The organism is Pseudooceanicola lipolyticus (genome assembly GCF_002786325.1).
GTDB lineage: Bacteria > Pseudomonadota > Alphaproteobacteria > Rhodobacterales > Rhodobacteraceae > Pseudooceanicola_C > Pseudooceanicola_C lipolyticus.
Window position 1 is genome coordinate 22,900 of record NZ_PGTB01000033.1, and the last position, 11,274, is coordinate 34,173.

The 11,274-nt window shown below is 65.1% G+C and carries 11 protein-coding genes and 1 tRNA gene; 7 read left to right on the forward strand and 5 right to left on the reverse strand.

The genetic code is table 11. The annotated features are described in order from the left end of the window. Positions 1–524 precede the first annotated feature (524 nt). Positions 525–611 (reverse strand) — tRNA-Leu (locus CVM52_RS10705). A gap of 148 nt (positions 612–759) precedes the next feature. Here CVM52_RS10705 and CVM52_RS10710 point away from each other — a divergent pair. Together CVM52_RS10710 and lipB are read left to right on the forward strand one after the other, a co-directional pair. After that, the gene (locus CVM52_RS10710) at positions 760–1,413 is read left to right on the forward strand and encodes a DsbA family oxidoreductase (protein WP_100162514.1); all 654 of its coding nucleotides are present in this window, start codon (positions 760–762) and stop codon (positions 1,411–1,413) included. Positions 1,414–1,450: 37 nt separating this feature from the next. Next, positions 1,451–2,131 carry a lipoyl(octanoyl) transferase LipB gene (gene lipB, locus CVM52_RS10715; RefSeq protein WP_100162504.1) on the forward strand — a complete coding sequence of 227 codons (681 nt, stop codon included), beginning with the start codon at positions 1,451–1,453 and terminating at the stop codon, positions 2,129–2,131. Between the two features lie 7 nt (positions 2,132–2,138). On the opposite strand, the gene CVM52_RS10720 is transcribed toward lipB, so the two are convergent. The 3 genes from CVM52_RS10720 to CVM52_RS10730 form a co-directional block, all read right to left on the reverse strand. Then, positions 2,139–3,836 (reverse strand): bifunctional helix-turn-helix transcriptional regulator/alpha/beta hydrolase, encoded by a 1,698-nt coding sequence (locus CVM52_RS10720; RefSeq protein WP_100162505.1) that lies wholly within the window; start codon positions 3,834–3,836, stop codon positions 2,139–2,141. 423 nt (positions 3,837–4,259) lie between these two features. Continuing rightward, positions 4,260–5,171, reverse strand: a complete 912-nt coding sequence (locus CVM52_RS10725; RefSeq protein ID WP_100162506.1) for a cation diffusion facilitator family transporter — start codon at positions 5,169–5,171, stop codon at positions 4,260–4,262. Between the two features lie 97 nt (positions 5,172–5,268). Beyond that, positions 5,269–5,694 (reverse strand): HIT family protein, encoded by a 426-nt coding sequence (locus tag CVM52_RS10730; RefSeq protein ID WP_100162507.1) that lies wholly within the window; start codon positions 5,692–5,694, stop codon positions 5,269–5,271. Between the two features lie 216 nt (positions 5,695–5,910). Between CVM52_RS10730 and ctaD the strand changes: the two genes are divergently transcribed. The 3 genes from ctaD to CVM52_RS10745 all read left to right on the forward strand — a co-directional run bounded on the left by ctaD (position 5,911) and on the right by CVM52_RS10745 (position 8,857). Further along, positions 5,911–7,584 carry a cytochrome c oxidase subunit I gene (gene ctaD / locus CVM52_RS10735; RefSeq protein ID WP_100162508.1) on the forward strand — a complete coding sequence of 558 codons (1,674 nt, stop codon included), beginning with the start codon at positions 5,911–5,913 and terminating at the stop codon, positions 7,582–7,584. A gap of 125 nt (positions 7,585–7,709) precedes the next feature. Further along, positions 7,710–8,321 carry a 2-hydroxychromene-2-carboxylate isomerase gene (locus CVM52_RS10740; protein WP_100162509.1) on the forward strand — a complete coding sequence of 204 codons (612 nt, stop codon included), beginning with the start codon at positions 7,710–7,712 and terminating at the stop codon, positions 8,319–8,321. A 41-nt stretch (positions 8,322–8,362) separates the two neighbouring features. Next, positions 8,363–8,857: a DUF2244 domain-containing protein gene (locus CVM52_RS10745; protein WP_100162510.1), complete on the forward strand. Its 495-nt coding sequence runs from the start codon at positions 8,363–8,365 to the stop codon at positions 8,855–8,857. A 4-nt stretch (positions 8,858–8,861) separates the two neighbouring features. Here the strand turns inward: CVM52_RS10745 and CVM52_RS10750 are convergent, their stop codons facing one another. After that, positions 8,862–9,326: a GatB/YqeY domain-containing protein gene (locus CVM52_RS10750; protein ID WP_100162511.1), complete on the reverse strand. Its 465-nt coding sequence runs from the start codon at positions 9,324–9,326 to the stop codon at positions 8,862–8,864. A 187-nt stretch (positions 9,327–9,513) separates the two neighbouring features. On the opposite strand from CVM52_RS10750, the gene carA reads away from it, so the two are divergent. Both carA and CVM52_RS10760 read left to right on the forward strand, forming a co-directional pair. Continuing rightward, positions 9,514–10,677 carry a glutamine-hydrolyzing carbamoyl-phosphate synthase small subunit gene (carA, locus tag CVM52_RS10755; protein WP_100162512.1) on the forward strand — a complete coding sequence of 388 codons (1,164 nt, stop codon included), beginning with the start codon at positions 9,514–9,516 and terminating at the stop codon, positions 10,675–10,677. A 79-nt stretch (positions 10,678–10,756) separates the two neighbouring features. Continuing rightward, the coding region (locus CVM52_RS10760) for a cyclic di-GMP-binding domain-containing protein, MshE-related (RefSeq protein ID WP_503128392.1) at positions 10,757–11,274 on the forward strand (518 nt) is incomplete at its 3' end.

The window sequence follows — 11,274 nt, forward strand, 5'->3', positions numbered from 1 at the left end:
GGATGCTCTGAGGCACCGGAGGGGCGCCACGCCAGCCCGGCCTCGACCGGAAGGCCGTCGCCGGTGCTCCCAACGGCCAACGGGCTGGCCAAGAAACAGAACACTGGCCACGTCGGCCTCGGTGGGGAGACGCTCCAACTCCGCCTCGCCAACGAGGCCCGATATGAGCCATGTCCGTTCGGAAAGAAATGCCTCTGGTGGAGCGTCGCGTCGAGGACGGGCACAGCCGCCGGCTGGCACGGCTGGTATTGCAATGAACGATCAGGGGAGAAACGGTCATGCCCCCCCTTCTATGTTCGCGTCGCCCGGGCTCAAGATGTCCTCGGTTTGCATCGATCCGCGATCTATCGCTGGGACAGCGCCGGCCTGCTGACGATTCACAAGCGCGAAAATTGCTCGTTTCTGCGCGTCGCCGAAATGGAAAGCCTCATTGAAGGCGGCAAAAGCTTGGGGGACCACTTGGGGGGCCGGGCGAAGGGATGACAGTCGAAGCCACCTATCTTTTACAACTTATCTAGGTGAAATGGTGCGGTCGAGAAGACTCGAACTTCCACGGGTGTTACCCCACAGCGACCTCAACGCTGCGCGTCTACCAATTCCGCCACGACCGCACGTCAGAGGCTTGGGTAGAGCGGGCTATAGACGACGGGGCAGACCTTGTGAAGAGGCAATTGGGTGCGAATCTGCTCTCCCTGGCGTGAATTTCCCCGGCCTTCGGACCGTGATAGGGTGGCCCCGCAACAGCTGACGGAGACCTCCATGCAACCGCCCCCGACCCCGCTGCAGATCGATATCGTTTCAGACGTGGTCTGCCCCTGGTGCATCATCGGCTTCAAACAGCTGGAACAGGCGATGGGCGCCACCGGGATGGGCGCCTATGTGCGCTGGCATCCGTTCGAATTGAACCCGCAGATGCCGCCCGAGGGGCAGAACCTGCGCGAACACCTGGCCGAGAAATACGGCACCACCCCCGAGCAGAGCCGCACCGCGCGGCAGCGGCTGACCGATCTGGGCGACAGCCTGGGCTTCACCTTCCATTACTCCGACGACACGCGGATGGTGAACACCTTTGCCGCGCATCAGCTGCTGGACTGGGCGGCGGAACAGAATCTGCAGCACCCGTTGAAAATGGCGCTGTTCGCGGCGTTTTTCACCGAGGGCAAGGACGTGTCCGATCACGCGGTGCTGGCCGCGGCCGCCGGTGCGGTCGGGCTGGACCCGGCCCAGGCGCGCAGCGTGCTGGACAGCGGCAGCCATGCCGAACAGACCCGTGCGAAACAGCGGGTCTGGCTGGAGCGCGGCATCAGCGGCGTGCCGGCGATGGTGTTTGCCGGCAAGTACCTGGTGACCGGCGCGCAGGGCGCCGAGGGCTATGCCGAGGTGCTGCGGCGCTGCGCGGCCGAAGCCGCCTGACCCTTTCGCCCCACGGCACGGCGCGGTAAACAGGCGCATGGAATGGATCATCACCGACGGGCTGACCCCCTATGACGACGCGCTGGCCTTTATGGAGGCGCGCGCCGCCGCCATTGCCGCGGGCCGCGCCGGGGAATGTATCTGGCTGCTGGAGCATCCGCCGCTGTACACCGCCGGCACCAGCGCCCGGCCCGAGGACCTGACCGATCCGGGCGGCTTTCCCGTCTACAAGACCGGGCGCGGCGGGCAATATACCTATCACGGGCCGGGCCAGCGGGTGATCTATGTCATGCTGGACCTGCGCGCGCGCGGCCGCGACGTGCGCTGTTTCGTGCAGCAGCTGGAACGCTGGGTGATCGCCGCGCTGGCCGAGTTCAACGTTACCGGCCATATCCGCGACGGCCGCGTCGGCGTCTGGGTCGAACGCGAGGACCGGCCGCGCAACGCCGACGGATCGGTGGCGGAAGACAAGATCGCCGCCATCGGCATCCGCCTGCGCCGCTGGATCAGCTTTCACGGCATCGCCATCAATGTCGATCCGGACCTGACCCATTACTCCGGCATCGTGCCCTGCGGCATCCGCGACCACGGCGTGACCAGCCTGGTCGATCTGGGCCTGCCCGTAACCATGGGCGACCTGGATGTCGCCCTGCAGCGCAGCTTTGCCGAGGTGTTCGAAAGCGGTGCGGCGCAGTCACCGACGCGATGCGCGGTCTGAACCCGGTTCAGCCCGCACGCCGCGCCAGGATCTCCTCCAGCGCCTCGAACACGGCGTCGGGCCGCTCGTAGATCAGCAGCAGCCCGGCATCGGACAGGACGCGCACATCGACATTGGCGCGCCCGTGCATCGCCGCGACCATACTGTTGGCGCGAAAGACGGGATCATGGGCGCCGCTCAGATAGATTGCTCGGGTGCGCAGCGGGGCCAGCCCAGCCGCCCAGTCTCGCACCACGTAATGGCTGTCGGTGGCAAAGCCGGGCGGCCCCTGCTCGACCGAAAAGCGGAAACCGGATTGCAGCAACCGCGTCAGCTGCAGCCGCCGGACCACCTGGTACTCTTGCGTATCGGGCTTGAACAGCGACTTCATGAACTCTTCGACCCCGGCCCCGTCGACCTGCGCGATCCCGGCGCGCAGCAACGTGGGCAGCAGCGCGGGAAAGTAGCGCGCGGTATAGGCCACCACCCGCTGCCATGTCGGCATGTAGCTGAGCTGGTGCAGCCGGGTGATCGGCGCATTGCCCGCCGCCGCCACCACGCCGGACACGAGATTGCCAAGGCGGCTGGCCAGGCTGTGGGCGTAAAACGCGCCACCCATCTGGCTGAGCAGCACCGGCCGATCAAGGTTCAGCCGCTCGATCAGTTCGCGGATATGCGCCTCGACGATGTCAGGCGCCTGCTCGACCCGGTCGACCGGGGTGGAACGGCCAAATCCGGGACGCACCGGCATCACCACCTGCATGTTATGGGCGAGAAACCGATCGTAGTGAAATTGCAGTGGGCCGGGCCCGTCCATCATGCCGTGGCAGAAGATCACCGGCCGGCCATCGCGCGGGCCCAGCCGATAGATCTGCATGTCTTTCCCCGTGGTCATCCGCATCACCTGGAAGGGGAGGTTGATCTCGGCCGTGGAGCGATGCGGATCGGCGCGGTTCTGGTTGATCAGGAACACCACCAGGCGGATCAGGTCCACCTGCCCCGGCGCGCCCGACTTGGCCAGCACCGCCTTGGCCTGGTTGCGCACCGTGTGTTCCGAGCGGCCCGACAGTTCGGCAATCTGGCGCAGGCTGTGGCCGGCCAGAAGGTTGCGCACGATATCCACCTCGGCGCGGGACAATCCGAAAGAGGTGACCAGCATCTCCTCGGCCTGTTCCGACCATTGGTATTCCAGCGCCTCGACCACCACCATCAACTCGGTGCCCCCGGCCGCATCCGGCACCGGCACGACCCGCGCCAGCAGGTGCCGCGGCAGATTGCCGGTGGACAGCACCACTGGCGGTGCCACCGCGGTGCCGCCCTGTGCCGCGCGCATCAGTTGGTCGAAAAGCTCGGCGGAGTGAGCCGACAGGTTGGATTTGAACGCGGCGATTGACAGGTCGCCCGTCAGGAGGTCGCGGGCGCGGGCGCTGGCGGCGCGGATCCTGCCGCCATGCTCGGCCAGCAGCGCAAAACCATCGGCCTCTGCGATGCGATCGGCGACGCTGGATTGCGGCGCCCGGCGGCCCAGCTGTTCGAGGATTTCATAGGCCCGGACGAAATGGGCCGTGAGTTCGGGATCAATCTCCAGCGACTCAGGCCCGGCCTCGTCGGCGCCGCCTTGCCGGTCCTGGGCGTCAAGCGCGGCCTGCACGTGATCGCCCCAAGCCTCGACAAACGCGTTGTACAGCTCGGGCCGGATCACTGTTTCATAGATCGCAGCGATCACCCTCTCGCGTGTCCCGGCAGCGGGAGATTGAGGTTTTGGTTCGTCCTTAATTTGTTTTGTCTCTCCGGTATCCCTGCGCGACGCAGCCCGGAAGCCCCCTAATTAATCTATACCTTTGGCCCAAATGGGTCATGACCGTCTAAATTTCCGACACTAATTTCGCCCTGTCGTTCCTTCCGTGAGTGACGTTCATTGATACAGCGTATGTAACCCCGGCGAAATCCGGGCCCCAGTTATTAAGACCAGAACGCCGCTCCGGCTGCCGGGGCGGCGTTTCTCTTTGGTGTCGCAGCCCGCCCGGGTTGGTGCGATGGCCGAAGATGCACAGCAAACCCGATCGGATGGCAAGAATTGTTTCTTGATTTGAGGCAGACCGCCGCGCTCTGGGTGAATATTTGACCATTCAGCGACACCCCCATGCCCTCAATGGCCGATCAAGCGCGTGTTGGTGCAGGTGGCGCTGTTCAACTCGATATCCAGCGTGGTGTGGCCGATGCCAAAGCGATCGCGCAGGGTCTGCTTGATGCGGGCGCCGATCTGCTGCTGGCGGCCATTGTCCGATTCGTCGATCACCACATGCGCCTGCAACGCGGCGCGGTGCTCTTCCATTTGCCACAGGTGCAGGTGGTGCAGGTCTTTCACCCCCGGCACCGCGCGCATCGCGGCGATCACCTCGGACATTTCCATATCCGGCGGGCTGCCCAGCATCAGCACCCGGATCACCCCGCCGGCCTCGGCCTTGACATGCCACAGGATATAGCCGGCGATCAGCAGGGTGACCACCGGGTCCACCCAGGTCCAGCCCCACAGGATCACGCAGGTGCCGGCGAGGATCACCGCCACCGATCCCAGCGCATCGGCCAGGTTGTGCAGGAAGGCGGCGCGGATATTCATGCTGTGTTTCGACATCGAATAGGTCAGCGCCGCGGTCAGCAGGTCGACCATCAGGGCAATGACGGCGATCCAGACCACCAGCCAGCCGTTGATCGGCTGCGGCTCCAGCATGCGCAGGATGCCCTCGTAGATCAGGTACAGGGCCAGCACCACCAAGGTGGTGTAATTGACCAGCGCCGCCACCACCTCGGCACGGCCATAGCCAAAGCTCATCGACTCGTCGGCGGGGCGGCGGGCGATCTTGCGGGCGAAAAACGCGATGATCAGCGAAATCGCGTCGGAAAAATTATGCAGCGCGTCGGCGATCAGCGCCAGCGAGCCGGACAGCAGGCCACCAACCACCTGCGCCAGCGTCAAGACCATGTTGACCACGACCGCCCAGGCCACGCGGGCATCGCCGGCATCGGGGTCGATGTGGTGGTGATGGTGGTCGTGCGGCATGGCCGGTCCTCGACGAGCGTCCAAGCCTATGTAACCGTGGTCATGCCCCAGACATCAATAGAAAATCGCCCCACCGCCCGGCTGCGGTCCGCTCGGTTCAGGCCGCTTTCAGGGCGGCGCGGATCTTCTCGGCATGGCCGGCGATGGCGTCCATATCGCCCATTTGCCCCGGCGCGCGCAGCGCGACGCCGCTGTGACGCGGCAGAATGTGGAAATGCAGGTGAAAAACCTCCTGCCCGCCGACCGCCTCGTTGAACTGCTGGATCGTCACCCCGCCGGCATCGAAGGCCTCTTTCACCGCGCGCGCCACTTTCTGGGTGACCGCGATCACCGAAGCCAGTTGTTCGGTGCTGGCGTCCAGCAGATTGCGGCACGGGGTCTTGGGAATCACCAGGCAATGGCCGTCGGCGCGCGGCATGATGTCCATAAACACCAGCGTGTCGTCATCTTCGTAAACCTTGGTCGACGGGATCTCGCCCCGCAGGATCTTCGCGAAGATGTTGTCCGGATCATACTCTGCCATGGGGTCCCCCGCCGGTTGCTTTGAAGTGTGGTTCTATTTGGGATTTGCAAAGGGTCAAGCCCGCAGCGCCGCCTCGGCAGGCGCCGGGGCGCGTCAATTTATCTTGATTCGAAGCACGATCTGGCCTTGAGGCACCCTGCCCGTCATTCTAAAACTTGAAAAAACCTGTGCCCCGGCCTGTCCGGGGCCCGTTCAGTTGTTAGCAGGAGATGCCTTATGGCAGACGCAGCCATTCATGGTCACGAGCACGAGGATACGCGTGGCTTTTTCACGCGGTGGTTCATGTCCACCAACCACAAGGATATCGGCCTCCTCTATCTTGGGGTGTCCGCCCTTGTTGGTCTGATCTCGGTTGCCTTCACCGTCTATATGCGGTTGGAGCTGATGCATCCGGGCGTGCAGCATATGTGCATGGAAGGCGCCCGGCTGTTCGCCGATGCCTCGGCCGAATGTACCCCCAACGGCCACCTGTGGAACGTGCTGATCACCGGCCACGGCATCCTGATGATGTTCTTCGTGGTGATTCCCGCGCTGTTCGGCGGTTTTGGCAACTATTTCATGCCGTTGCAGATCGGTGCACCGGACATGGCCTTCCCGCGGATGAACAATCTCAGCTTCTGGCTCTACGTTGCCGGCACCTCGCTGGCGGTGTGTTCGGTGCTGGCGCCGGGCGGCAATGACCAGGCCGGTTCCGGCGTGGGCTGGGTTCTGTACCCGCCGCTCAGCGTGCTTGAGGGCGGCATGTCGATGGACCTGGCGATCTTCGCGGTGCACGTTTCGGGCGCCTCGTCGATCCTGGGCGCGATCAACATGATCACCACCTTCCTGAACATGCGCGCGCCGGGCATGACCCTGTTCAAGGTGCCGCTGTTCGCCTGGTCGATCTTTGTCACCGCCTGGCTGATCCTTCTCAGCCTGCCGGTGCTGGCCGGTGCCATCACCATGCTGCTGATGGACCGCAATTTCGGCTTTACCTTCTTCGACCCGGCCGGTGGCGGCGACCCGATCCTGTACCAGCACATCCTGTGGTTCTTCGGCCACCCGGAAGTGTACATCATCATCCTGCCCGGCTTCGGCATCATCAGCCACGTGATCGCGACCTTCTCGCGCAAGCCGGTCTTCGGCTATCTGCCGATGGTCTGGGCGCTGATCGCCATCGGCGGTCTGGGCTTCGTGGTCTGGGCGCACCACATGTACACGGTGGGCATGACGCTGAGCCAGCAGGCCTATTTCATGATGGCCACCATGGTGATCGCGGTGCCGACGGGCGTGAAGGTGTTCAGCTGGATCGCCACGATGTGGGGCGGCTCGATCGAGTTCAAGACCCCGATGCTGTGGGCCTTCGGCTTCCTCTTCCTGTTCACCGTGGGCGGCGTGACCGGCATCGTGCTCAGCCAGGCGGGCATCGACCGCTACTATCACGACACCTATTACGTGGTGGCGCATTTCCACTACGTGATGAGCCTGGGTGCGATCTTTGCAATCTTTGCCGGGATCTACTTCTACCTGCCCAAGATGACCGGGCGGATGTACCCCGAATGGGCCGGCAAGCTGCATTTCTGGACGATGTTCATCGGTGCAAACCTGACCTTCTTCCCGCAGCACTTCCTGGGCCGCCAGGGCATGCCGCGCCGCTATATCGACTATCCCGACGCCTTCGCGCTGTGGAACCTGTGGTCGAGCCTGGGCGCCTTCCTGTCCTTCGCCTCGTTCCTGTTCTTCTTCGGGGTGATGTTCTACACCCTGCGCTCGGGCGCGCGGGTGACCGCGAACAACCCGTGGAACGAATACGCCGATACGCTGGAATGGACCCTGCCCAGCCCGCCGCCGGAACACACGTTCGAAATCCTCCCCAAGCAGGAGGACTGGGACAAGCACCCGGCGCATTAAGGACGAACGCAAGACCTTGGAAAGACCCCGCCGGCGCGGGGTCTTTTCTTTTGGCGAGGCGGTTTTTTGACCGGTTCGAGCCCAGGGATTAAACTGTGGCGAGTCACCGCGAACGGAGCCCCGCCATGCCCGCACTCGACTTCTGGTACTCGATCGGCAGCACCTATTCCTATCTGACCGTCATGCGCATTGCCGAGCATTGCGCGGCGCAGGGCGTCGACGTGGTCTGGCGCCCCTTCAACGTGCGCGAGATCATGATCGAACAGAACAACATCCCCTTCGCCGGCAAGCCGGTGAAAAGCGCCTATATGTGGCGCGATATCGAACGGCGCGCGGCGCTGTACGATCTGCCGGTCCGGGTTCCGGCGCCCTACCCGCTGGACAACCTGCCGCTGGCCAACCAGGTGGCGGTGCTGGGCATGGCCGAGGGCTGGGGCGCGGCTTATACGGTGGAAACCTACCGGCGCTGGTTTCAGGACGGTGCCCCCGCGGGGAGCGAGCCCAACCTTTCGGCCAGCCTGCGCGCGGCCGGCCAGGATCCGGAGCGGGTGATCGCGGAGGCGGACAGCGAAGCCGGAGTCGCACAGCTCGCCGAGGCCACCGCCGCGGCGCGCCAGACCGGGGTGTTCGGCGCCCCGACCTTTGTCACCGGCGGCGAGCTGTTCTGGGGCGATGACCGGCTGGACGATGCCATCGCCTGGGCGCAGCACGGCAGCCTGCGCAGGCGCGGCAGATGAGCCTGTTGCCGCGGTTCCGGCGGCGGCTGTAAACTGGCGGTATGCCCTATAGCTGGATCCAGACCGAAGCCACCGAACCCCGCCAGGAACTGCATCTCTGGCCGCACCAGTCGTTGCGACCGGGCGGCTTCGTGCTGTTTATCGGGGTCACGCTGGCGCTGGTGCTGCTGCCGCTGCTACCGGTGCTTGGCACCGCGCTGCTGTGGGGGCTGCTGCCGTTCATGGCGCTGGCGGTAGGCGGCGTGTGGTTCGCCATTCACCGGTCGCGACGGGCGGCGCAGATCCTCGAAATCCTCACCCTGACCGACAGCCGCGCCCAGCTGGTGCGGCACAATCCCGGCGGCAATGTGCAGCAATGGGACTGCAACCGCCACTGGGCGCAGCTGTTGATGCACGAGGCCGATGGCCCGGTGCCACATTACGTGACGCTGCGGGGCGGCGGGCGCGAGGTAGAGATCGGCGCCTTCCTGTCCGAGGACGAGCGGGTTGCGCTGTATGACGAACTGAGCCGCAGGCTGCACCGGCCCGCGGCCTGACCGCTCAGCCCGAGCAGAGCCGGTCCTTGACCATCGGACCAACCTTCCCGAAATCCATCTGGCCGGTATATTTGGTCTTCAGCTCGGCCATCACCTTGCCCATGTCGCGGATGCTGGCCGCGCCGGTCGAGGAAATCGCCGCATCCACCGCCTTGGCCAGCTCGGGTTCGCCCAGCTGGCGCGGCAGGAATTCCTCGATTACCTCGATTTCCTCACGCTCGCGTTCGGCCAGGTCCAGCCGCCCGCCTTCTTCATAGGCCTGCGCGCTTTCTTTCCGCTGCTTGGTCATCTTGCCCAGGATGGCCAGGACCTGGGCATCGCTGACGCCTTCGTCCTGGCCCTCGCCGCGGGCGGCGATGTCCTGGTCCTTGATGGCCGCATTGATCAGCCGCAGGGTCGACAGGCGCATGGCTTGTTTATCGCGCATAGCCTGTTTGAGGGCCGAATTGACCCGGGACCGCAAATCCATATTGTTCGTTCCATCCCCATGGATCGTCAAGTTTTCCACAATAGCCAAACCGGGTTGCGGGTACAACCGGCCTTGCGCGAGGGAAACCCGTTGTTTCCGGGGCCGGTGACATTTTGGGCAGCGGGTTGACCCGCCCGCGCACCGCCCTTAGAGATCGGTCGATTTGCCCAGACCGGAGACTCGCCCCATGTCCGCCCTCGCCCCTCGGAAGCCGACCGCCTGCCTTGCCCTTGCGGATGGAACCGTGTTCTACGGCACCGGCTTTGGCGCCACCGGGCAGACGGTGGCCGAACTGTGCTTCAACACCGCGATGACCGGCTATCAGGAGATCATGACCGATCCGTCCTATGCCGGGCAGATCGTCACCTTTACCTTCCCGCATATCGGCAATGTCGGGGTGAACCCGGAAGACGACGAAACCGCCGATCCGGTGGCCGAGGGCATGGTGGTGAAATGGGACCCGACCCAGCCGTCGAACTGGCGCAGCGCCGAGACGCTGTCGACCTGGCTGGAACGCCGGGGCCGGATCGCCATCGGCGGTGTCGACACCCGGCGGCTGACCCGCGCGATCCGCCAGCAGGGCGCGCCGCATGTGGCGCTGGCCCATGATCCCGACGGCAAGTTCGACCTTGCCGCGTTGGTCGAGGCGGCGCGCGGCTTTGCCGGGCTGGAGGGCATGGACCTGGCCAAGGACGTGACCTGCGCGCAATCCTACCGCTGGAACGAGATGCGCTGGGCCTGGCCCGATGGCTATCCGACCCAGGAGGCGCCGAAATACAAGGTGGTCGCGGTGGATTACGGCGCCAAGCGCAACATCCTGCGCTGCCTGGCCAGCGTCGGCTGCGACGTGACCGTGCTGCCCGCCTCGGCCACCGCCGCGGATGTGCTGGCGCATGGGCCCGATGGGCTGTTTCTGTCCAACGGCCCCGGCGACCCGGCGGCAACCGGATCTTACGCGGTGCCGATGATCCGCGAGGTGATGGACAAGTCGGACATGCCGGTCTTTGGCATCTGCCTGGGCCACCAGATGCTGGCGCTGGCGCTGGGGGCACGCACGGTCAAGATGAACCACGGCCATCATGGCGCCAACCACCCGGTCAAAGATCTGGAAACCGGCAAGGTCGAGATCACCTCGATGAACCATGGCTTTGCCGTCGATGCGCAGACCCTGCCGCAGGGCGTGATCGAAACCCACCGGTCGCTGTTCGATGGTTCGAATTGCGGCATCCGCATGGCCGACCGGCCGGTCTGGTCGGTGCAGTACCACCCCGAGGCCAGCCCGGGACCGCAGGACAGCTTTTACCTGTTCGAGCGCTTCGCCGCGGCGATGGACAAGAAGGTCTCGGCCTGATCGCCGATCAATTTTAACCCGGCCTTAACCGACCCAATGCCACCCTGCCCCGGACCGATCCGGGACAGGGGGATTGCAGATGGCGGCACCGCAACTTCGGCTGGTCCCCCGGCCGCTTGAGACGCCCTTCGTGCCGCAACGCCTGCCAATCGGGCGCAAGCTGGTTGAAACCGGCGCGATCTCCCCGGAACAGCTGGTCAAGGCGCTGCATCTGCAGCGCACGCATAAGGCGCAGCTGGGCGAGATCCTGGTGGCCGAGGGCTGGGCCCGCTCGGAACAGGTTCAGACCGCGCTGGCGCGCCAGTTCGGCCTGCCCCGCGCCGAGCTGTCCGCCCCCCCACCCGACCGGACGTTATGCGCGAAAAAGCCCGCCTTGTACTGGCTGCAACATGGGGCCCTGCCCTGGAAGCGCGAGGGCGGCGCGGTGCTGATCGCCACCGCCAGCCCCGACCGCTTTGACCAACTGCGCCAGGAACTGGCCGATGTGATGGGACCGGTGCGGCCGGTGCTGGCCGACAAGGCCGAGATCGCCCGCGCCACCGCGCAGGCGATGCGCCCGGAACTGGCCCGAACCGCCAGCGCCCGCGTCGCCCCCGA

What these genes read in the sequence shown, in the direction of transcription:
- CVM52_RS10710 (WP_100162514.1), top strand. Translation starts at nt 760, where the DNA reads ATGCAACCGCCCCCGACCCCGCTGCAGATCGATATCGTTTCAGACGTG.
- CVM52_RS10740 (WP_100162509.1), top strand. Translation starts at nt 7,710, where the DNA reads ATGCCCGCACTCGACTTCTGGTACTCGATCGGCAGCACCTATTCCTAT.
- lipB (WP_100162504.1), top strand. Translation starts at nt 1,451, where the DNA reads ATGGAATGGATCATCACCGACGGGCTGACCCCCTATGACGACGCGCTG.
- CVM52_RS10725 (WP_100162506.1), bottom strand. Translation starts at nt 5,171, where the DNA reads ATGCCGCACGACCACCATCACCACCACATCGACCCCGATGCCGGCGAT.
- CVM52_RS10750 (WP_100162511.1), bottom strand. Translation starts at nt 9,326, where the DNA reads ATGGATTTGCGGTCCCGGGTCAATTCGGCCCTCAAACAGGCTATGCGC.
- ctaD (WP_100162508.1), top strand. Translation starts at nt 5,911, where the DNA reads ATGGCAGACGCAGCCATTCATGGTCACGAGCACGAGGATACGCGTGGC.
- CVM52_RS10745 (WP_100162510.1), top strand. Translation starts at nt 8,363, where the DNA reads ATGCCCTATAGCTGGATCCAGACCGAAGCCACCGAACCCCGCCAGGAA.
- CVM52_RS10730 (WP_100162507.1), bottom strand. Translation starts at nt 5,694, where the DNA reads ATGGCAGAGTATGATCCGGACAACATCTTCGCGAAGATCCTGCGGGGC.
- carA (WP_100162512.1), top strand. Translation starts at nt 9,514, where the DNA reads ATGTCCGCCCTCGCCCCTCGGAAGCCGACCGCCTGCCTTGCCCTTGCG.